The sequence below is a fragment of the Nocardia asteroides genome, from assembly GCF_021183625.1.
GTDB lineage: Bacteria > Actinomycetota > Actinomycetes > Mycobacteriales > Mycobacteriaceae > Nocardia > Nocardia asteroides_A.
On sequence record NZ_CP089214.1, the window covers coordinates 6,436,025 to 6,456,800 of the forward strand.

Genomic DNA, 20,776 nt, shown 5'->3' on the forward strand with positions numbered 1-20,776 from the left:
CGCGCACGACAACCCGTGCGCGGCCCGCGATCGGTCCGGATTCAGATCTCGGCGGCGCCGCGGTGCACGGTGACCGGCTCGGCGAGCCGCTGCTCGTCGACGACCTTCTGCAACTTCTCCAGCGTCTCCGCCAGCCCGGGGCCGAGCCGGGGGCCGGGGGTGAAGGTGGCGGGCAGGTGCCGCATCCCCTGGATCACCGCGATGGTGTCGTAGTGCACCGTCTCCTCCGGGATGACCCGGTAGTCCGGCATCCGGTCGAGCACCGCGACCAGCATCCGCTTGAAGACCGTGCGCGCCACGTTCGAGCCGATGCAGCGGTGGATGCCGAGCCCGAAGCTGTAGTGCCGGTTGCCCTTGCGGTCCAGCACCACCTGCTCCGGGTCCTCGAAGACGGCCGGGTCGCGGTTGGCCATGGCCCAGGAGAGCCACAGCCGCTCGCCCTCCTTGAAGGAGGCGCCCGCCGCGTCGAAGTCCTCGGCGACGGTGCGGCCGTCGCCGGGGGCGGGGGTGTAGTAGCGCAGGAACTCCTCGGTGGCGGAGTCCAGCAGCACGTCACGCTCCCGGCTCAGCTCGGCCCGCTGCTCCGGGTTCTCCGAGAGCCACTCCAGCGCGTGCGCGGTGAGCGCGGTGGTGGTGTCGAAGCCGCCGCCGATGAGCAGGCTGAGCATGCCCAGGATCTCCATGTCCGGCAGCGGCTCGCCGTTCACCTGCGCGGCCGCGACCGCGTGGATCAGCCCCGGCCGCGGGTTCTGCTTGATCTCGGCCAGGTTGGTGAGCAGGTCGATGCCGAGGGCGCGGTGCATCTCCGCGACCCGCGGATAGTCGGGGGAGTCCGGCGGGGTGTAGACGGCGGCGTGCACCGGCTCGTTGTAGATGGTCCACTTGGCCAGCGGGACGCCGAGCATGCCGAGGGTGAGCACGGCGGGCACCACATTCGCCAGCTCGTCCACGAAATCGATGCGGCCGCTCTCGATGTGCTCGTCGATGGCGGCGCGCACCACCTCGTCCACGAACGGGATCCAGCGCTTCACCGCGGCGGGGGAGAGGTACGGGTTGAGCGCGGAGCGCAGCTCGCGGTGCTCCGGCTCGTCCATCTCCAGGATGCCGCCGCGGATGCCGCGGGCGCGCGGGGCGGGCGGGATGGAGATGCCCCGGTACCCCTTGCGCACGCCGTGCGGATCGTGGTCGTTCGACACGTGCGGGCAGCGCGCGAGCTCGAACACCTCGCGGTTGCCCGCCGCCACCCAGTGGCCGTCGTAGGTGTCGGTCCAGGCGAGCGGGCACGCGCCCTGCATCTCCTCGGTGATGTCCTGGAACTTCTCCCGGTACTCGGGTGCGAACCGGTCGAAGTGGAATCGAGGCTGCCGGTGGCTCGTGTTCTCGCCGGTGGTCATGGGCCGCCTCCTATTCCGCGACGGAGATCGCGCGCTCGGGGCAGGAGTGCGCGGCCTCGCGGACCTGCTCCGCCTGGTCCCCGGGGACCTGCTCGGCCACCGGGGTGGAGTGGCCGTCGATATCACTGAGCTCGAACGACTGCGGGGCGATCATGGCGCACAATGTGTGCCCCTGGCAGCGATCCTGATCGACCTGGACCTTCACGGTGTTTCTCCCTCTCAGATGTGGTAGTCGTACCACTTCAGGTAGCCGCCCGCGTCGACGCGCAGCTGCGTACCGGTGATGAAGCGAGCCTCCTCGGAGGCAAGGAAGAGCACGGCGTCGCTGATGTCCCCTGGTTCGACGTAGGGGATCGGCATGGCCTGCTGGACGCCGAAGGCTGGCTCGGCGTCGGCGCGGGTCGGGTGCTCCAGATCGGGGCGGAACGAGCGGTACATGGGCTCGCTCTGCAGCATGGGGGTGTTGCAGTTGGTCGGGTGGATGACGTTGGCGCGGATGTTCTGCACCGAGATGTGCAGCGCCAGCTGGTGCACGTACTGCGCCAGCCCGCGCTTGGCCACCACGTAGGCGATGCCGCCCGGGTCCTTGCCCGGCTGGTCCACCTTGCCGATGTCCATCAGCGCCGCCACCGAGCCGGTGGCGATGATCGAGGCGCCCGCCTTCAGGTGCGGCAGCGACGCCTGGATGGTGTTGATGACGCCGATCAGGTTGGTGTCGATGACGTCCGACCAGGCCTGCCACTGCGGCTGGCCCTTCATCCCGGCGATCCCGGCCTGGGCCACCACGATGTCCAGCCTGCCGAACTCGGCCATCGCGGTGGCGACCACCTCGCGCAGCCGCGGCGCGTCGCGCACATCGGCCTGCTCGGCGATGATCCGGCGGCCGGTCTTCTCGACCAGCCGCGCGGTCTCGTCCAGGTCCTCGCGGGTGGCCATCGGGTAGCCGATGGTGTCGATGTCGTGGCAGATGTCGATGGCGACGATGTCGGCGCCCTCCTCCGCCAGCCGGACGGCGTGGCTGCGGCCCTGGCCGCGGGCCGCACCGGTGACGAAGGCGACCTTGCCCTCTACACGTCCCACGGGAATTCCTCTCGTTCGATCTTGCTCAGGTGTTCCGGCCGCCGTTGACCCCGAGGATCTGGCCGGTGATGTAGCCGGCCTCCTCGGAGATCAGGAAGGCGCAGGCCGCGGCGATGTCCGCCGGGGTCCCGATGCGGCGCACCGGGGTTCGCTTGATGTGGTCCTCGACGGTGCCGCCGAGGCGCCCGCCGTCCTCGTTCTTGCGCAGCATCGGGGTGTCGATGAAGCCGGGCGGCACCGCGTTCACGGTGATGCCGTTGGGGCCGAGCTCCAGCGCCAGCGCCTTGGTGAGCCCGTTGACCGCCGACTTGGCCGCCACGTAGTGCGTCATGAACGGCTGGCCCGAGTGCGTGCTGGAGGAGGAGATGTTGACGATCCGGCCCCAGCGCTGCTCGAGCATGTCCGGCAGCACCGCCTGCACGCAGTGGAAGACGCCGTGCAGGTTCACATCGACGACGCGCTTCCATGTTTCGAAGGTGAGGTTCTTGAACTTCTCGAAGCCCTCCAGCCCGGCCGAGTTCACCAGCACGGTGACCGGCCCCAGCTCGGCGCGGATCGTCTCCAGCGCGGCGGCGATCTCCTCCGGCTTGGTGACGTCGGCCTTGAAGCCGAGCTTGTCGTCCTCGGCGGGGGCGAGATCGAGGGTGGCGACCCGGTAGCCGTCGCTCCGCAGCCGCTCCGCGATGCCGAGGCCGATACCGGACGCGCCTCCGGTGACCACAGCGGTTCTCACGCGCGACCCCCGGGTGTAGTGTGCGACACAAGAATCTCCTTTTCGGATGTGAGAACGGTACTCTCGCGGTGTCCGGTTTCGCAAGACTGGTGAGCATCCCGATCGGCGATAGTTGCCACGGCCCGCTGTGCTGAATGTATCATTCTCGCCAAGAGAGAATGTGCTTTCCAGTAGCGAGGAGACCGGATGTCAACGCAGGAACAGGCGGTCGCAGTGGCGCGCCGGCTGCTGATCGATGGGCAGCTGGTCGAGACCGGGCGGACACTCGCCTCGCTCGACCCGGCCACCGGCGAGATCTACGGCTACGCCCCGGAGGCCGGGGTGGCCGAGGTGGACGCGGCGGTCGCCGCCGCGCGGCGCGCCTTCGACGAGACCGATTGGGCCACGAACGCGGAGTTCCGGGCGCACTGCCTCGACCAGCTGCACACGGCGCTGCGCGCGAATCTCGAGGAGCTGCGCGCGCTGACCATCGCCGAGGTGGGCGCCACCAAGGCGCTCACGCACGCGAACCAGCTGGAGACGCCGATCGAGATCGTCCGCTACTACGCGGACCTGTTGAAGACCTACGACTTCACCGAGGATCTCGGCAATGTCGAGGTCCGCGGCCAGCAGCACCACCGCTGGGTGGAGAAGGAGGCGGCGGGCGTCGTCGCCGCCATCGCCGCCTACAACTACCCGCACCAGCTGGCCTTCGCCAAGCTCGCGCCGTCGCTCGCCGCGGGCTGCACCGTCGTGCTCAAGGGCGCGCCGGACACCCCGCTGGCCACCCTCGCGATCGGCGAGATCATCGCGAACCACACCGACATCCCGGCGGGCGTGGTGAACGTCCTCGCCTCCTCCGACGTCGAGGTCGGCAAGCGGATGACCACGCACCCGGACGTGGACGTGGTCACCTTCACCGGCTCCACCCCGGTCGGGCGGCAGATCATGGCCGCGGCCAGCGGCACGCTCAAGAAGGTGTTCCTGGAGCTCGGCGGCAAGTCCGCCGCGATCGTGCTGGACGACGCGGACTTCTCGCTCGCCGCCATGTTCGCCTCGTTCAGCATCGTGACGCACGCGGGCCAGGGCTGCGCGCTCACCACCAGGCTGCTGGTCCCGCGCAAGGACCACGACCGGATGGCGGAGCTGGTGGCCGGGAACTTCGCGCACGTCAAGCACGGCGACCCGAACGACCCGGCCACCTACATGGGCCCGCTGATCAGCGAGCAGCAGCGGGAGAAGGTGGACGGGCTGGTCAAGCGCGCGGTCGAGGCGGGCGCCACCCTGGTGACCGGCGGCGAGAAGCTGAACCCCGGCTTCTTCTACGCGCCGACGCTGCTGGCGAACGTCGACCCGGACAGCGAGATCGCGCAGGAGGAGGTCTTCGGCCCGGTCCTGGCGCTCATCCCGTACGACGATGACGACGACGCCGTCCGGATCGCCAACAACTCCATCTACGGCCTCTCCGGCGCGGTCTTCGGCGCCGACTCCGAGCGGGCCAAGGCGATCGCGCGGCGGATCCGCACCGGCACCTTCAGCATCAACGGCGGCAACTACTTCGCCCCGGACGCGCCGTTCGGCGGGTACAAGCAGTCCGGCATCGGCCGCGAGATGGGCCGGGTCGGGCTGGAGGAGTTCCTGCAGCTCAAGACCCTCGCCGAGGTGCTCCCGTGAGCGGGCCGCTCGCGGGCATCAAGGTGCTCGAGGTCGCCATGTACGGCTTCGTCCCCTCGGCGGGCGCGGTGCTCTCCGACTGGGGCGCCGACGTGGTGAAGGTGGAGCACGCGGTCTCGGGCGACCCGCAGCGCGGGCTGCGCCGGGTCGGCGCCTTCACCGTGGAGGGCGACCCGAACCCCAATGTCGAACACGCCAACCGCGGCAAGCGCAGCGTCGGGATCGACATGTCGGTGGCCGAGGGGCGCGAGGTGATCCTGGAGCTGGCCAAGGGCGCCGACGTCTTCCTGACCAGCTTCCTGCCCTCGGCGCGCAGCAAGTTCGGCATCGACGTGGACGACATCCGCGCGGTGAATCCGTCGATCGTCTACGCCAGGGGCAGCGCGCTCGGCCCGCGCGGCACCGAGTCGGTGCGCGGCGGGTACGACATGACCGCCTTCTGGTGCCGCGGCGGCGTCGCCGCCACCATCACCCCGCCCGGCACCGACGGCATGATCCAGCCGCCCGGCCCCGCCTTCGGCGACACCATCTCCGGCACCAACCTGGCAGGCGGGATCGCGGCCGCGCTGCTCAAGCGCGAGCGCACCGGCGAGACCTCGGTGGTCGACGTCTCGCTGCTCGGCAGCGGGCTCTGGGCGCTCGGCCACACCATCGCGCTCTCGGCGCACGGCAAGCAGCCGATGGTGGCGCCGAAGCCGGGAACGCACGGCGCGCCGACGAACCCGCTCTCCGGGCTCTACGCCACCTCGGACGGCCGGTTCCTCTCCTTCGTCATGCTGCAGCCGGGGAAGTTCTGGGCCGACGTGGCCCGGCACATCGACCGCCCGGAGCTGGCCGACGACCCGCGCTTCGCGGACGCCGCCGCCATCGCGGAGAACACCGCGGCGGGCGTCGCCATCCTGCGCGAGGCGATCGGCGCGCGCACGCTGGCCGAGTGGACCGAGCGCTTCGCCACGCTCGCCGGGCCGTGGGCGCCGGTGCAGGATTCGCAGCAGCTGCTCTCCGACGGGCAGATCCGGGCCAACGAGTACGTGCTGCCCGCGGGCGAGCTGCAGCTGGTCTCCAGCCCGGTGCAGTTCGACGTGGCCGCGCCGGAGCTGCGGCCCGGCCCGGAGTTCGCGGCCCAGACCGAAGAGGTCCTGCTCGAGCTCGGCTTCGACTGGGATCGGATCATCGCGCTGAAGACCGCGGGCGCGGTCTCCTGAGGCCGGAGAGGAGCTGATCATGCCGCACGTCGCGTCGATGGGGACGTACCTGCCGTGCTGGGGGGATCGCCACGACCGGGTCGCCGGCGACGACGAGGACGCCGTGACGCTCGCCGTCGAGGCCGGGCGCGCCGCGCTGGCGGGCGGCGAACCGGTCGAGCGGGTCGTCCTGGTCAGCCGCGAGCTGCCGCTGGTCGGCAGCAGCAACGCGGCGGTGCTGCTGGCCGGGCTCGGGCTCGACCCCGAACTCGAGGTGATCGAGCGGCTCGGCGGCGCCCCCGCCACGCTGGACGCGCTGAGCTCGGCCCGCCCGCGCACCCTCGTCATCGGGGTCGACCTGGAACCCGCCGGCGCGGCGGCGGCCTGGCTCTCCGATCGGGACGGTGCGCAGGTGCGCACCACGGCGCGGGTCTCCCGCAGCCTGCCGGTGCGCACCCGCAACGACGCGGGCGTGCACGACTACGGCGATCCCCGGCTGCTGCGCGAGCGCGGCCTCGCCGCCTCGCTCTCCGCGGCCTGGCTGGATACCCCGGTCGCGGTGGCCGGGGTCGACCACAAGCAGGCCACCGCGCTCTGCCAGACCCCGCCGCCGCAGGTGCCGACGCTCGGCGCCTCCGCCGCGCTCTTCGCGCTCGCCACCATGGTCGAGTGGGACGCGGCCGGGCTGCTGGTCGGCGTCGAGCAGGCCAGCCTCTCCGGGGTGACCGTCGTGCCGGGCCCGGTCGCGCTGAAGCGGGTGGAGCCGCCCGCCCGGCCGCCATCGGACGGCACCTTCGAACCCGGCGCCGACCTGCCGATCTCGCTCGCCGCCTACGACCGCGCCTTCGAGGCCAAGGTGCGCTGGGAGGCGGGCAGCCACCCGGGCAGCGACGAGCTGGACTTCCCGCCGCGCTACCGCCTCGGCGCCGACGGCACGCTCGCCACCGACTACACCCTCGTCCCGCTGCCGCGTACCGGAGCCGTGTACGCGGAGACCACCGTCCGGATGCCGGTGCCCGGGCTGAAGAGCCCGTACTCGCTGGTCATCGTCGAGCTCGACGGGGTCGGGGTGCGTGCGCTCGCCAAGGTCACCGGCGCCGACGCGGGCACCGCCGCCATCGGGGTGCGCGGGCGGATGGTGCTGCGCCGGGTCGCGGAGCGCTCCGGCGTGCCGGACTACGGGTACGCCTTCGAACCGGAAACGGAGAACTCATGAGAAGGGTCGCCGTCGTCGGCGCCGGGATGACGCCGTTCGCCGAGCACTACGCGCTCGGCATCCAGGATCTGCTGCCCATGGCCTTCGCCGAGTGCGCGGCATCGGTGGACAAGGGTGTGCGGCTCACCGACATCGAGGCCGCCTGGTTCGGCGCGCTGCGCACCACCGACGGCTTCCCCGCCGGCGTGCTCGCCGACTCGCTCGGCGTGCCCGACCTGCCGGTGACGCACGTCGAGAACTCCTGCGCCACCGGCAACGACGCGGTGCGCAACGCGCTCTACGCCATCGCCGCCGGCGCGGTGGACGTGGCACTGGTGATCGGCGCGGACAAGCTGCGCGAGACCGCCGAGAAGGACATGCTGCGCGAGTGGGAGTCGATGACGCGGCACCGCTCCTGGGACTACCAGCTCGGGCTCTTCGCCCCCGCCGGGTTCGCGCTGCACGTCAACCGGTACCTGTACGAATCGCCCGCTACCCGCGAGCACCTCGCCATGGTCGCGGTGAAGAACCACCGGCACGGCGCGACGAACCCGAAGGCGCGGCTGCGCTTCGAGATCAGCGTGGAGCAGGCGCTGGCGGCGCCGATCGTCGCCGAGCCCTTCGGCGTCTACGACTGCGTGCCGCAGAGCGACGGCGCCGCCGCGCTCATCCTCGCCGCCGAGGACGTGGTCGACCGCTACACCGACGCCCCCGTCTGGGTGCGCGGGGTCGGGCTCGGGCTGGACACCGTCATGCACCAGCACCGCGCCGACCTCACCACCTTCCAGGCCACCGTGCGCGCCGCGCGCCGCGCCTTCGACATGGCCGGGCTCGGGCCGTCCGACATCGACGTCGCCGAGGTGCACGACTACTTCACCGGCATCGAGCTCATGAGCTACGAGGACCTGGGCTTCGCCGAGCGGCACGAGGGGTACAAGCTGCTCGAGGCCGGGGTGACATCGGTCGGCGGCGCGCTCCCGGTCAACCCCAGCGGTGGGCTCAAGTGCAAGGGCCACCCGCCGGGCGCCACCGGCGTCGCCCAGTGCGTCGAGCTCTTCGAGCAGCTGCGCGGGACCGCCGTCAACCAGGTCGACGGCGCCCGGATCGGCCTGGCGCACAACCTGGGTGGGCCGACCGCGGTAGCCGCTGTCACGATCCTCGAGGGGCCGGGGCGGTCGTAGCGGTCACGATCCTCGAGGGGCCGGGGCGGTCGTAGTGGTCACGATTCTCCGGGGGCCGGGGCGGGCGGTCGTAGCGGTCACGATCCTCCGGGGGCCGGGGCGGTCGTAGCCCCGTGCGCACCGGGCGGCTGTCGCGCTGCGGTCCGGCCGCAGGCCGGAAATCTCCCCCTGCACGGAACGAGCCCGGCACCGAAAGGTGCCGGGCTCGTGCCGATCGATCAGAGTTCCTCCCAGACGGTGAGCCGCGTCCGCGCGGGGTCGGCGGCGTCGGTCACCGCCATCCGCCCGTCCTTGGCCCGCGCCCCGAGCTCCGCGACCACGGCGGTCGGATCACCCTCCAGCGTGAAGACCGAGAGGTAGCGCCCCTCGTCCGGACCACCGCGCACGAGCCGGTGCCGTTCGGCGGCGACCACGCCGGGGATGGCGAGCATCTCCGGGATGTGCACCTCGGTGTACCAGCGGTTGTACTCCTCGTCGCGCCCATCCTTCGGGGTCGCGAACACCATCAGCCGAGCGGGCACCGCGTCACCCGGCCTTGGCGGCGTAGGCGGCGGCGTACGCGGCGCGCGAGGTGGTCGAGATGTCCACGTCGGTGGCGGTGGCGCGCAGCGCGCCGACCGTGCCGTCCGCACGCGAGATGTGCTGGAAGGGGTCCCAGTTGAAGTGCCTGCAGGCGTTCTCCCAGGTGATCTTGTGAATATCGGTGTCCGACGCGCCCGCCGCGTTCAGCTCCTCGAGCACGAACTCGGGCGCGTTCGGCCAGATCGAGTCCGAGTGCGGGTAGTCGCACTCCCAGGCGATGTTGTCGATCCCGATGTCGTGCCTGGACTTCAGCGCGGTCCGGTCGGTGACGTAGCAGGCGAGCACGTGCTCCCGGAAGACCTCGCTCGGCATCTTGCCGCCGAAGTCGCGGCGCAGCCAGCGCTGGTTGGTGTAGTGCCGGTCGGAGCGGTCCAGGAAGAACGGGATCCAGCCGACGCCGCCCTCGGAGAGCGCCACCTTGAGCTTGGGGAACTTCCGGAAGGCGGGGCCCCACAGCAGGTCCTGCGCGGCGATCAGCGAGATGCTCGGCGCCAGCACCATGAGGTTGTCGATCGGCGCGTCCGGCGCCAGCCGCAGCACGCCGAAGCCCTGCCCGATGTGCAGGTTCATCACGGTGTCGTTGTCCTGCAGCGCGTTGAAGACCGGCGCCCAGTACTCGCCGTCGTGGTAGCTGGGCAGGCCGTCGATGTGCGGCAGCTCGGGCATGGTCACCGAGTGGCAGCCGCGGCTCGCGAGCCGCTCGATCTCGGCCACCGCGAGCTGCGGATCCCACATGGGCAGGATGCCGATCGGGATGAAGCGGCCCGGGTAGGCGCCCGCCCAGTCCTCGATGTGCCAGTTGTTGTAGGCCTCGATCATGGCGACGGTGATCTCGTCCTGGCCGCCGCGGCTCAGGTGGCCCGCGCTGAACCCGGTGAAGGTCGGGAAGCACATGGAGGCGAGGACGCCGTTGACGTCCATGTCACGCACCCTGGCGTGCACGTCCCAGACGGCGGGGCGCATCTCGGCGTAGCCCGCCGGGTCCCGCCCCCACTCCTCGGCTGGCCAGGTGACCACGGCGTTCAGCCCCGCGACGCCGGTCGGGCGGTCGCGGTAGATCCACTGGTCGATGCCCTTGTCGTTGGGGACGACCTTGGGGACGTACTCCGCGAACTTGCGCGGCACGTGGTTGTCGAACATGTCGAGCGGCTCGACGACATGGTCGTCGATGCTCACCAGAATCAGGTCGTCGGTGTTCACGGGACTCCTCGCTCTGTCGTGGACTGTGCCGAGATGGTCGATCTTCGAACAAGAGAACGGCACTCTCACACCTGGCTCGAGGATACCGCAGGGGAAACGCCGGGTCGATGGTCCGTGACCCCGCCAAGCCCTTGTTCTGCTGCGGAAGCAGGATTATCCTATGTGGAGAATGTAATTCTCACGAGGAGGTCGGCATGACCGCACCGGCTACCGTCGTCTGGGAGCTCGCGCCGCGCTACCCCCGCTCCGGGCCGTATCGGCTGCCCGCTCCGGGCGCGCCGCGCGCGCTCGACACCGCCGAAAGCCTGGCCCTGCTCGACGAATTCGCCCGGCTCGCCGTGGTCACCGTCGAGGTCTCCGGCGGCGAGCCCACCGGCCGCGCCGACTTCCCCGAGCTCGCCGCGCACGCGAGCGCCATCGGGCTCGGCTTCGCCTTCCACACCGACGGCACCGGGGTCACCCCCGCGCTGGCCAGGCAGCTCGCCGGCGACCACCGGCGCACCGCGCGGGTCGCGCTGGCCGCGCCGACCGAGGCGGCCGACGACGCCGTGCGCGGCCCCGGCGCCTACCGGGCGAGCGTGCGCGCCATGGAGCTGCTCGCCTCCGCCGGGGTCTACGAGTTCGAGGTCGCGGTGCCGCTCACCCGGCACAGCGCCGAGCGGCTGGACGCGCTGCTCGCCGTCGCCGGGATCTTCGGCGCCGGGCTGCGCCTCACCGGCGACCGGCCGCCCGAGGCCGCGCCGGACGCCGCGCAGCGCAGGGCCGTCGCCGCCTGGGCCGCCGAGCACCCCGAGCGGGTGCGGTTCGGCGTGCACCCCACCGGCGATCTCGCCGAGGAGTGCGGCGCGGGCCGCGACATCTGCCTGGTCGACGCCGTCGGTGACGTCTTCGCCTGCCCCGTCGCGCGCGGGGTGCGCCCGCACGGGAACGTCCGCGGCGCGGGCGGTTTCGCCGCGGTGGCGCGCGAGCTCGCCCCCGCCGCCTGCCCGGCCGCCCCCGCCGTCGCGCGCCCCGCCTGACGGCCGGGGGGTGGGGGAGTGAGTGATTCGCCCGAACCGGGCACCGGCTCCGGCGCGCCCGCCGAAGTCCCGACGCAGGCAGCGCAGTCTCGGCCTGGTGTGGCGGGAGCGGATGCCTGCGTGCCCGCCGACGTCACGACGCGCGTAGCGCAACCTGCGCTCGGTGTGCCGGGAGCGGATCCGGACGTGCTCGCTGCCACCACGATGCCGGCGCGACCGCGATCCGGTGTGGCTGATGCCGAGTTCGACGCGGTCCGGGCGGTCGCGGACGCCGTCGCGCGCGGCGCGGGGCGGGAGGCCGCGGGGCCGGTGGCGTTCGGCGAACCCCGCCGGTACACCGCCGACCGCGCGGCGGAGGTCGCCGGCATCCCGCCCGCCAGGGCCCGCAGGTTCCTGCGCGCCCTCGGCTACCCGGCGGTGGACGACAGCACCCCCGACTTCGCGCCGTCGGATGTCCGCCTGCTGCGGCTGCTCACCGGCTACGTCGACGAGGGGATGGTCGACGAGGCCGAGGCGCTGCAGCTGACCGGCGTCCTGGCCAGGGCCATCGCGCAGCTGGCCCGGCTGCAGGTCGACATCGTGGCCGGGCAGATGCAGCGCGCCCCGCAGACCGTCGACACCGTCTCCGCGCTGGCCGAGCGGATGCCGGAGGTGCAGTGGCTGCTCGGCCAGCTCTGGCGGCGGCGGCTGGAGGACGCCCTGCACGTGCTCGACCCGGCGGCCGACCCGCCCGCGGGAAGGGACAGCGGGGTCGGCTTCGCCGACGTCGTCGGCTTCACCGAGCTCAGCCGCGATCGCCGGGCCGGTGATCTGGTCCGGGTGGTGGCGCGGTTCGAGCACCGCTCGATCGACGTGGTCGCCGCGGCGGGCGGCAGCGTCGTGAAGCTGCTCGGCGACGAGATCCTGTTCACCGCCGACACTCCCGCCGCGCTGGCGGAGATCGGCACCGGGCTGATCCGCGCCTTCGCCGCCGACCCGGACATCCCCGGGCTGCGCGTCGGCGCCGCCTGGGGCCCGGTCATCCACCAGCTCGGCGACGTCTTCGGCACCACGGTGAACCTGGCCAGCCGGCTCACCGCGCTCGCCCGGCCCGATACCGTCCTCGTCGACCCGGCGCTGGCCGAAGCCCTCGCGGGTGCCTCCGAGTTCTGCCTCATCCCCGGCGATCCCACCGATGTCCGCGGCATCGGGGTGCTCACGCCGGTCTCGCTCGAGCGGTCGGCACCCGGTCCCTGAGCCGCGGCCGGGCCGCGCGAGCGATCAGCTCAGGTAGCGCACCAGGTGCTGGGCGACACAGGCCGGCTTCGCCGCACCCTCGGCGGCGATGGTGACGGTCCGCGCCGCCTGCACCCCACCGGCGACGTCGGTGACCGCGGTGAGCGTGACCGTCCCGCGCAGCCTGCTCCCTACCGGCACCGGGTCGATGAACCGCACCTTGTCCAGCCCGTAGTTGATCGCCATCCGCGCCGACCGCACCGCCATCACCTGCTGCGCGATCGGCGCGAGCAGCGCGAGCGTGAGGAACCCGTGCGCGATGGTGCGCCCGTAGGGTCCTGCGGCGGCCCGCTCGGCGTCCACGTGGATCCACTGGTGATCCCCGGTCGCCTCGGCGAACCGGTCGATCCGCGCCTGGTCGATCTCGATCCAGTCGCTGCCGCCGAGCTCGGTGCCGACGGCGGCGCGGAGCGCGTCGAAATCGGGAAATTCGATCATGGGGGGAACCTTTCCAGGTCGGGGCGCGAGCACGGCGCCCGGCGCGTGGCCGTGCGCCGGGCGCCGTGCTCGCCCGAGCCGCGGCGGGCCCGCCCCGGGCGCACGTGGGGGTGTTCGGAGGAACGCGCCGGGGACGGACTCAGCGCAGCTGGTCCTTCATCACCTTGCCGGTGGCGTTGAGCGGCAGTGCGTCCAGGAAGCGGATCGAGCGCGGCACCTTGTAGCCGGCCATCCGATCCCGGCTCCAGCCGATCAGCTCGGTTTCGGTGAGCGGCGCCGACGGCACCACGTAGGCCCGCCCGACCTGCCCGAGCCGCTCGTCGGCCACCCCGACCACGGCGGCCTGCGCCACCGCGGGGTGCTCGAGCAGGAACCCCTCGATCTCGGCCGGGTAGGCGTTGAAGCCGCCGACGATGAACATGTCCTTCTTCCGCCCGACGATCCGCAGCCGGCCCTCCGGATCCAGTTCGCCCAGGTCACCGGTGTGCAGCCAGCCCTCAGGGTCGATCGCCTCGGCCGTGGCCTCGGGATCGTCCAGGTACCCCTGCATGACGCTGTAGCCGCGGACGAGCACCTCGCCGTCGTCCGCGATCCGCACCTCGATCCCGTCGCACGGCTGCCCGACGGTGGTGGCGATCTGCTCGAAGGTGTCGCCGGGGCGGGACGCTGTCGCGGTGCCCGCCTCGGTGAGGCCGTACCCGGTCATGATCGACCGGAACGGCAGCTCCTCGCGCACCCGGCGGATGAGCTCCACCGGGATGTCGGCCGCGCCGGTGACGGCGGCCCGCAGCGAGGAGAGGTCGCGGGTGCCCTTCGCCGCGAGCAGCGAGTGGTACAGCGTGGGCGGGCCGGGCAGCATGGTGATCCGCTCGCGCTCGACCAGGTCGAGCACGGTGTCCACGTCGAAGACCGGCACCGGCAGGATGGTGGCGCCGCGGATGAGCGAGGCGACCAGCCCGGCCTTGAGCCCGAAGGTGTGGAAGAACGGGTTGACGATCAGGTACCGGTCACCCTCGCGCAGGTCGGCGAGGTCGCACCACTCCGCGTAGAGCCGCAGCGTCTGCGCGTGGTTCATCAGCGCGCCCTTGGGGCGGCCGGTGGTGCCGGAGGTGAAGATGATGTCGGCGATGTCGGTGCCGGCCACCGGGCGCTCGAACGGCTCCCCGCTGCCGAGGAACTCCGACTTCAGATCGAGCACCGGCACGTCGGCGGTGTACTCGGTGCCCTGGAAACCCTGCTGCACCAGCACCGCCTTCGCCCCGCTGCGCCGGATGACGTCCTGCGCCTCCTCCGCCTTGAACCGGGTGTTCACCGGAACCAGCACGCCGCCCGCGGCCATCAGCCCGAAGGCGGCGACGATCCACTCGGCGGAATTGGGCGCCCAGACCGCGGCCCGATCGCCCTTCTCGATGCCGAACGCGGCGAAGGCGCCCGCGGCCCGGCGCACCCGCTCCGCGAGCTCGGTGTAGCTCCACCGCAGCTCACCGTCGACGACCGCCTCGGACGAACCGAAGCGGTCGGCGGCGGAGAGCACCATCTGTGGGATGGACTCCCAGGTCATGATGGGTTCTAGACCTTGAGCAGCCGGGCCAGGTTGCCGCCCATGATGCCTGCCTGGTGCTCCAGCTTCATGTCCTTGATCTCGTGGATGTAGCGGGCCGGCTCGGCCAGCCCCTCCGGGTGCGGCCAGTCCGAGCCGAAGAGCACGTGGTCGGCGCCCATCACGTCGGAGAGCCGGACCAGGTCCTCCTCCCAGAACGGGGAGACGTAGAGGCTCTGCTTGAGCGCCTCGACCGGGTGCCGGAAGCCGAACCCCTCCGGCGCCTTCTTGTACACGTCGGAGAGCTGCTGCAGCAGCGGCTCCAGCCAGGCCGAGCCGTTCTCGATGACCGCGATCTTGAGGTCGGGGAAGCGGTTCAGCGCGCCGTGGCAGACCCAGGAGGCCACCGCGTCGGTGACCGGCCGCCACTGGTTGGTCATGGCGAAGGTGTTGGTCTGGAAGGGCAGCATCTCCAGGCTGTTCCCCTCCCACTCGGCGTCGTAGCGCGAGTAGCCGCTGTCCGAGGAGTGCATGGTGACCAGCACGTCCAGCTCGACCACGCGCTTCCAGAACGGGTCGAACTCCGGCAGCGCGAACGAGCGCATGCCCTTGTAGCCCGGCACCGGCGCCGGGCGCACCAGGATGGCCTTGGCGCCGTGCTCGACGACGGCCCAGTTCAGCTCGGCGATCGCGCGCTCCACGATGGGCAGGGTGATCACCGGGATGGTGAAGATCCGGTCCGAGTGCACGAAGGCGCCGTCCTGGCCCCAGTCGTCCAGCATCCAGCGGTTCAGCGACTCGACCACCGCGTGGATCAGCTCCGGGTGGTGCCGCATCCGCTCTTCGATCAGGCTGGCCAGGGTCGGGAACATCAGCGCGCGCTGCAGCTGCAGATCGTCCATGACCTTGAGCCGGGCGATCGGGTCGCGGAAGGCGTCGATCGCCTTCATGGACTTGCCGAAGATCTCCCTGCGGCTCTTGCCCTCGGGGTTGCCGTGCTTGAAGTAGTCCTCCATGGCGCCGGGGCGCGCGACGACCTCGAACGTGGGGTTCGGGATGTACTCGCTGATCTGGCCGAGCACCGCGATCTTGGTGCGGCCGTTGATCTCGACGTACTGGATCGCGCCCTTGTACTGCTCCGGCAGGTACCGGGTCAGCGCTTCCTTCGTCTCGTAGAGGTGGTTGTCCGCGTCGAAGAGCTGATACGGCAGGTCTACTTTGCTCATGGAATCCTCCTTGTCGTCTAGCGAGAATGATATTCTCTTCAGGAGCGAGCCGCAACGTCCTGAGTGGCGGCGAGTTCCCGGCGGACCACGTATTTCTGGATCTTGCCGCTGGGCGTGCGCGGGAAATCCGCGACGACGTGCACCTGCTCCGGCCACTTCTGCTTGGCCACACCGGCCGCGGCGAAGTGCGCGCGCAGGGCCTCCAGGTCGGGCGCGGTGTGCCCGGGCAGCAGCCGCAGCACCGCGGCCGCGCGCTCGCCGAGCCGGGGGTCGGGCACCGCCACCGCGACCGCCTCGGCCACCCCGGGCAGCGTCAGCAGCAGCTCCTCGACCTCGAGCGCGCTGATGTTCTCGCCGCCGCGGATGATGATGTCGGATTTGCGGTCGGTGATGGTCAGGTAGCCGTCCGCGTCCAGCACGCCGATGTCGCCGGTGTGGTACCAGCCGTCGGCGTCGAAGGCGGTCGCGGTCAGCTCCGGGTCGACGTAGCCGAGGCAGAGGTCGGGGCCGCGGCTGATGATCTCGCCGTCCGCGGCCAGCCGGAGCTCGACGCCGGGCAGCGGGTCGCCGTCGGTGTAGAGCCGTTTCTCCTCGGGCGCGCTGTGCAGCGAGCCGGTGATCGATGGGTGCTCGGTGCTGCCGTACGAGCGGTAGACCGTGATCCCCGCGCTCGCCAGCCTGGTGGTGATCGCGGCGGGCACCGCGGCGCCGCCGAGCCCGGCGTAGCGCATGGCGGGCAGGTGCGCGGGGGTGTGCTCGGGGTGGTCGAGCAGGCTGGTGACGTAGTACGGCACGCCGCCGCCGACGGTGATGCCGTGCGTCGTCATCAAGCCGAGGATGCGGGCCGGGTCCCAGACGTCGATGAGGTGGATCGGCTTGCGGTCGAGCACCGGGATGAGCAGCGCGTTCACCATGCCGATGAAGTGGCCGACCGGGGCGGCGGTGAGCTGGTCGCCGCGGTCGGCGGGGTACCACGCGGCGAGCTGCCTGGTCTCGTGCACGAGCGTGTTGTGGCTGTGCACGACGCCCTTGGGCGCCCTGGTGGTGCCGGAGGTGAAGGCGATCAGCGCCGGGCCGTCCGGGTCGGTGCCGAGCACGCCTGGCATGGGCTCCGGGTCGAGCAGGTCGTCGAACCCGCGGCCGACCACGCCGGTGATCGGCACCCCCGCGTACGGCTCCGGCGGGAACTCCAGGCTGCCGAAGCGCTCCAGCGTGATGAACACCTTCGGCCGGACCGTCTCCAGGATGTAGCCGAGCTCGCGGCGGCCGTAGAAGTGCACCACCGGGACGACGGTGGCGCCGAGGAAGGCCGAGGCCCAGAAGGTCGCCGCCGCCTCCATCCAGTTCGGCAGCTGGAAGGCCACCACGTCGCCCGGGCCGACCCCGCGCCTGCGCAGCCCCGCCGCGAGCCGCCGCGCGACCTGCTCCACTTCGGCGAAGGTGCCGTCGTAGGGCCGCTCCGCGGAGTGGATCCGGAACGCAGCGCCCGGCGCGGCGGCGAGCCCGCCCGCCAGCAACTCGCCCAGCGTCTCACCGGTCCACCAGCCCTGCTCGCGGTAGTGGCGGGCCAGCTCGGGAGGAATCGTGCGCATGGGAGCCCCTTCTCGACCGCATAGCGTTCTCGAGAACAGAGAATCACATTTTCCAGCGGGAGAACAAGCGTGTGTCCTAGGGTGTGGTCGGTAGTTCGTTCCGGGTAGTGCGGCAGCCCCGCGTCCCCCCAGTCCCGACGCCGCCGGGCGCCCGGAGCGATCGCCGTGTCGACTCTCGCGATCTCGGGATGGAAACCATGGCTACTCGATCCGCCGCCCCCGGCGTCCACTCCGTCACCCACTGGCGGGCGCATGCCCGCGAGCACCCGCTCCGGCACCGGCTGGCGGTGGTCGCTCCGGACGCCGCCGACGTCATCCGGAACGCCGGCGGCTGGCTCTTCGACCGCTCCGCGGCGGGCTGGGAGGTGACCGTGCTTGTCGCCGACTCCGCCGACGTCGCGCCGCTGCAGATCCTCGGCGCCACCGTGCTCGACCTGCGCCAGGCGCTGGCCGGGCCGATCCACGAGATCTGGCCCATGGCGGTGGCCGTCTCCGCCGCGACCTACCGGGTCGAGCCACTGGTCCGCGCGCAGCTGCTCGACTGTCTCGATCGCGGCCTCACCGAGGTCGCGGTCTGGGGTGACGACCTGCCCGGCGAGCTGGCGGGCCGGGTCGCGCCCTCCTATCACCGGGTGAGCGTCGCGGCGCGCGCCTTCAAGTCCTGTGCGCTCGCCGCCGCCGGCTGCGCGGGGGAGCAGGTGTCGCCGACCGAGGTCTTCGGCGCCGGTGAGCTGCTGCCGCCGCGGTACCGGGCCGAGATGCGCGACCTGCTGCCCGCCTGACGGTCAGCCCGCGGGCTCGGGGCTGGCTGCCCTTGCCCGCTCGAGTTCGGCGATCTCCCGCTCGACGAGTTCGAGGGCCTCGCTGTGCCCGCCGGACATGCCGAGCGCGCGCTCCAGCACCACCACCCGGGAGACGCTCGTCATGAGCACCGCCATCGCGGCGGGCGGGAAGCGCTCGGTGTCCAGCCCGTACTCGGCGAGGATGCGGGTCAGCGCGGTGGTCTGGATCGTGCGGAAGCGCTCGGCGTAATCGGCGACCGCCGCCCGGATGGCCGGGCGGTGATTCGACAATCCGACGAACTCCATGGTGAAACGGACCGCGGCGGGATCGATGCTGAATTCCCAGAGCGCGCGCAGCGGGGCGGAGGTTTCCATCATCTCGGCCTGCATTACGAGCCCCTCGTCCGCGCGCCGGGTGAAGATTTCCAGCAGGAGGTCGTCCATCGAGCGGAAGTAATAATGCACGAGCTGGGGTTTGAGTCCGGCGCGCTCGGCGACGCGCCGTGAGGTCACCGCCGCCCAACCCTCGTCGAGCAGCAGCTGCTGCGCGGCCTCCAGCAGGACGCCGCGGTTCTTGGCGTCGGGGGCGCCGATACGGCGGGGCGATGGCATCCGCCTGCTCCCTTCCGGAGTCCTGGTGGTGGGATCAATTCGTATCGTAGTAACGGACCGCTGTCACTATTGACGCCTCTTCCCGAAGCATGCTATGCATGTGCACAGCATCTGATCCGGAGGGACGGCTCTGCGATTCCTTCCGGGTTGACGGGAAATTCCCCGTCGCCCCTCTTTCGCATTTTCCGACATATCCGATGTGAAACACGCATGGTGTGAGGAGAATCTAATTCTCTCAATCGTGCATTCCACTCTTGACGTCGCTGAGAGATAGCGCCCACAATGGGAACAGTTGGTTCTCGCAGAGTGCAGTACGAGATTCTCAGCGACTCTTCCGCCGCCGATCAGAAGGTTCATCGATGACGCTCAGCCCTGGTCCCGCAGGCGGTGAACTCCCCGCCGCGAAGCCGGCGACCCGGGAGGTCACCGACTGGGGCCGCGGTTACCTGAAGCGGCACCCGGTGGCCGCGCTGGAGACCGTCGGCGGGCAGTTCGTGCTCGGCGTCCGGGCCATCCAGTACCTGGTCGCCGATATCGTCACCGGGCGCTTCAACTTCGCCGAGTTCGTCAGGCAGTCGGCCTTCATGGCCTCGGCGGCGGCGCTGCCGACCATCTTCGTCTCGCTGCCCATCGGCGTGACGCTCTCCATCCAGTTCGGGCTGCTGGCCGGGCAGGTCGGCGCCACCTCGCTGGCCGGCGCGGCGAGCGGGCTCGCGGTGATCAGGCAGGGCGCGCCGATGGTGGCCGCGCTGCTCATGGCCTCGGCCGTCGGCTCGGCGATCTGCGCCGACCTCGGCAGCCGCAAGATCAGGGACGAGCTGGACGCCATGGAGGTTATGGGCGTCTCGGTGATCCGGCGGCTGGTCGTGCCGCGGGTGGCGGCCGCGGTGCTGGTCGGGGTCTCGCTCACCGGGGTGGTCTGCTTCGTCGGCTTCCTGGCCGGGTACCTGTTCAACGTCTTCGTGCAGGGCGGCGCGCCCGGCAGTTTCGTGGCCACCTTCGCCTCCTTCGCCACCGTCGGCGACCTGTGGCTCACGCTGGTCAAGGCGGTGGTCTACGGCGCCATCGTGGCGGTGGTGGCCTGCGAGAAGGGGCTCGGCACCAAGGGCGGGCCGGCCGGCGTCGCCAACTCGGTGAACTCGACGGTGGTGTCGTCGATCCTGCTGCTCATGGTGGTGAACGTCGTGTTCACGCAGATGTTCATGATCCTGTTCCCGCGGTCGGGGCTGTGATGGCCGCGCCGTACCGCCCGATCGGCACCCGCACCCTGCTCCGCACCTCGCGCCAGTTCGGCGTCTCGTTCATGCGGCTCGGCCACATGATCAGCTTCCTGGTGCGCGCGCTCGGCTCGATCCCGGTGATGCTGCGGCACTACCGCGGCGAGTTCCTGCGCATCCTCTCCGACATCACCTGGGGTAACGGCTCGATCGTCGTCGGCGGCGGCACCGCGGGGGTGATCATCGTGCTCGGCGCGGCGGGCGGCGCCATCGTGGGGCTGGAGGGGTACAACGCGCTGCACCTGCTCGGCATGGAGCCGACCATCGGGCTCATCGCCTCCACCGCATCGACCAGGGAGCTGGCGCCGATCATGGCCTCGCTCGCCTTCGCCGCGCAGGCGGGCTGTCGCTTCACCGCGCAGCTCGGCGCGATGGGGATCGCCGAGGAGATCGAGGCGATGGAGTCGATGGGCATCCGCTCGATGCCGTACCTGGTCAGCACCAGGCTGCTCGCCTCGATCGTCGCCATGGTCCCGCTCTACGTCATCTGCCTCGCCGTGAACTACATCGCGGTCGAGCTGGTGGTCGGGCTCTCCGGCGGGCTCTCGCGCGGCACCTACCAGCACTACTTCCAGCTCGTGCTGAACGGCCCGGACATCGTGTACTCGCTGCTCAAGGCCATCGTCTTCGTGATCATCACGACCACCGTGCAGTGCTACTACGGCTTCTACGCCGCGGGCGGGCCGCAGGGGGTCGGCATCGCGGCCGGCCGCGCCATGCGCGCCGCCATCTCGCTGATGATCATCGTCAACCTGCTACTCACGATCGCGCTGTGGGGCATCGGCGCCAGCGCCCGGCTCGGAGGCTGAGGTC

At 71.4% G+C, this 20,776-nt stretch carries 20 protein-coding genes; 9 read left to right on the plus strand and 11 right to left on the minus strand.

Annotated elements, in window-relative coordinates; translation table 11 throughout:
* Positions 1–41: 41 nt before the first annotated feature.
* From LTT61_RS29735 to LTT61_RS29750, 4 genes are read right to left on the minus strand one after another with little or no spacing between them, the layout of a single operon-like run.
* The gene (locus tag LTT61_RS29735; protein WP_233017317.1) at positions 42–1,394 is read right to left on the minus strand and encodes a cytochrome P450; all 1,353 of its coding nucleotides are present in this window, start codon (positions 1,392–1,394) and stop codon (positions 42–44) included.
* A gap of 10 nt (positions 1,395–1,404) precedes the next feature.
* Complete coding sequence (locus LTT61_RS29740; protein WP_233017318.1) at positions 1,405–1,599, minus strand: ferredoxin; 195 nt, start codon at positions 1,597–1,599, stop codon at positions 1,405–1,407.
* Positions 1,600–1,613: 14 nt separating this feature from the next.
* On the minus strand, positions 1,614–2,474 hold the full coding sequence (locus LTT61_RS29745; RefSeq protein ID WP_233017319.1) for a mycofactocin-coupled SDR family oxidoreductase: 861 nt from the start codon (positions 2,472–2,474) through the stop codon (positions 1,614–1,616).
* A 25-nt stretch (positions 2,475–2,499) separates the two neighbouring features.
* Complete coding sequence (locus tag LTT61_RS29750; RefSeq protein WP_233017320.1) at positions 2,500–3,207, minus strand: SDR family NAD(P)-dependent oxidoreductase; 708 nt, start codon at positions 3,205–3,207, stop codon at positions 2,500–2,502.
* 186 nt (positions 3,208–3,393) lie between these two features.
* Here LTT61_RS29750 and LTT61_RS29755 point away from each other — a divergent pair, with 186 nt between their 5' ends.
* The 4 genes from LTT61_RS29755 to LTT61_RS29770 are packed head-to-tail and all read left to right on the plus strand — an operon-like array spanning position 3,394 to position 8,420.
* Positions 3,394–4,860 carry an aldehyde dehydrogenase family protein gene (locus tag LTT61_RS29755; RefSeq protein ID WP_233017321.1) on the plus strand — a complete coding sequence of 489 codons (1,467 nt, stop codon included), beginning with the start codon at positions 3,394–3,396 and terminating at the stop codon, positions 4,858–4,860.
* Positions 4,857–6,065 carry a CaiB/BaiF CoA transferase family protein gene (locus LTT61_RS29760; RefSeq protein ID WP_269821818.1) on the plus strand — a complete coding sequence of 403 codons (1,209 nt, stop codon included), beginning with the start codon at positions 4,857–4,859 and terminating at the stop codon, positions 6,063–6,065. The genes LTT61_RS29755 and LTT61_RS29760 overlap by 4 nt, the downstream gene beginning before the upstream one ends.
* A gap of 19 nt (positions 6,066–6,084) precedes the next feature.
* The gene (locus LTT61_RS29765; protein WP_233017322.1) at positions 6,085–7,260 is read left to right on the plus strand and encodes an OB-fold domain-containing protein; all 1,176 of its coding nucleotides are present in this window, start codon (positions 6,085–6,087) and stop codon (positions 7,258–7,260) included.
* Positions 7,257–8,420, plus strand: coding sequence for a thiolase C-terminal domain-containing protein (locus tag LTT61_RS29770; RefSeq protein ID WP_233017323.1), 1,164 nt, complete (start codon positions 7,257–7,259; stop codon positions 8,418–8,420). Before LTT61_RS29765 ends, LTT61_RS29770 begins: the two co-directional genes overlap by 4 nt.
* Before the next feature lie 218 nt (positions 8,421–8,638).
* Here LTT61_RS29770 and LTT61_RS29775 read toward each other — a convergent pair whose 3' ends face one another.
* Both LTT61_RS29775 and LTT61_RS29780 read right to left on the minus strand, forming a co-directional pair.
* A complete protein-coding gene (locus tag LTT61_RS29775) occupies positions 8,639–8,926 on the minus strand; it encodes a DUF4286 family protein (RefSeq protein WP_233017324.1) in 288 nt (95 codons plus the stop codon).
* A 19-nt stretch (positions 8,927–8,945) separates the two neighbouring features.
* On the minus strand, positions 8,946–10,202 hold the full coding sequence (locus tag LTT61_RS29780) for an amidohydrolase family protein (RefSeq protein ID WP_233017325.1): 1,257 nt from the start codon (positions 10,200–10,202) through the stop codon (positions 8,946–8,948).
* A gap of 194 nt (positions 10,203–10,396) precedes the next feature.
* On the opposite strand from LTT61_RS29780, the gene LTT61_RS29785 reads away from it, so the two are divergent.
* Together LTT61_RS29785 and LTT61_RS29790 are read left to right on the plus strand one after the other, a co-directional pair.
* Positions 10,397–11,221 carry a radical SAM protein gene (locus tag LTT61_RS29785; protein WP_233017326.1) on the plus strand — a complete coding sequence of 275 codons (825 nt, stop codon included), beginning with the start codon at positions 10,397–10,399 and terminating at the stop codon, positions 11,219–11,221.
* Positions 11,222–11,449: 228 nt separating this feature from the next.
* Positions 11,450–12,457, plus strand: coding sequence for an adenylate/guanylate cyclase domain-containing protein (locus tag LTT61_RS29790; protein WP_233017327.1), 1,008 nt, complete (start codon positions 11,450–11,452; stop codon positions 12,455–12,457).
* Positions 12,458–12,481: 24 nt separating this feature from the next.
* Here LTT61_RS29790 and LTT61_RS29795 read toward each other — a convergent pair whose 3' ends face one another.
* From LTT61_RS29795 to LTT61_RS29810, 4 genes are all read right to left on the minus strand, one after another.
* The gene (locus tag LTT61_RS29795; RefSeq protein ID WP_233017328.1) at positions 12,482–12,934 is read right to left on the minus strand and encodes a MaoC family dehydratase; all 453 of its coding nucleotides are present in this window, start codon (positions 12,932–12,934) and stop codon (positions 12,482–12,484) included.
* Between the two features lie 139 nt (positions 12,935–13,073).
* Entirely contained in the window at positions 13,074–14,495 is a 1,422-nt protein-coding gene (locus LTT61_RS29800; RefSeq protein WP_233017329.1) for a FadD3 family acyl-CoA ligase, read from the minus strand.
* A gap of 8 nt (positions 14,496–14,503) precedes the next feature.
* A complete protein-coding gene (locus LTT61_RS29805) occupies positions 14,504–15,700 on the minus strand; it encodes an amidohydrolase family protein (RefSeq protein WP_233017330.1) in 1,197 nt (398 codons plus the stop codon).
* A 38-nt stretch (positions 15,701–15,738) separates the two neighbouring features.
* The gene (locus LTT61_RS29810) at positions 15,739–17,292 is read right to left on the minus strand and encodes an AMP-binding protein (protein WP_233017331.1); all 1,554 of its coding nucleotides are present in this window, start codon (positions 17,290–17,292) and stop codon (positions 15,739–15,741) included.
* A gap of 197 nt (positions 17,293–17,489) precedes the next feature.
* On the opposite strand from LTT61_RS29810, the gene LTT61_RS29815 reads away from it, so the two are divergent.
* Positions 17,490–18,074 (plus strand): hypothetical protein, encoded by a 585-nt coding sequence (locus LTT61_RS29815; protein WP_233017332.1) that lies wholly within the window; start codon positions 17,490–17,492, stop codon positions 18,072–18,074.
* A 3-nt stretch (positions 18,075–18,077) separates the two neighbouring features.
* Here the strand turns inward: LTT61_RS29815 and LTT61_RS29820 are convergent, their stop codons facing one another.
* The gene (locus tag LTT61_RS29820) at positions 18,078–18,686 is read right to left on the minus strand and encodes a TetR/AcrR family transcriptional regulator (protein WP_233017333.1); all 609 of its coding nucleotides are present in this window, start codon (positions 18,684–18,686) and stop codon (positions 18,078–18,080) included.
* A 359-nt stretch (positions 18,687–19,045) separates the two neighbouring features.
* Between LTT61_RS29820 and LTT61_RS29825 the strand changes: the two genes are divergently transcribed.
* Positions 19,046–19,918 (plus strand): MlaE family ABC transporter permease, encoded by an 873-nt coding sequence (locus tag LTT61_RS29825; RefSeq protein ID WP_233017334.1) that lies wholly within the window; start codon positions 19,046–19,048, stop codon positions 19,916–19,918.
* Positions 19,918–20,772 carry an ABC transporter permease gene (locus LTT61_RS29830; RefSeq protein WP_233017335.1) on the plus strand — a complete coding sequence of 285 codons (855 nt, stop codon included), beginning with the start codon at positions 19,918–19,920 and terminating at the stop codon, positions 20,770–20,772. Before LTT61_RS29825 ends, LTT61_RS29830 begins: the two co-directional genes overlap by 1 nt.
* Positions 20,773–20,776: the final 4 nt, after the last annotated feature.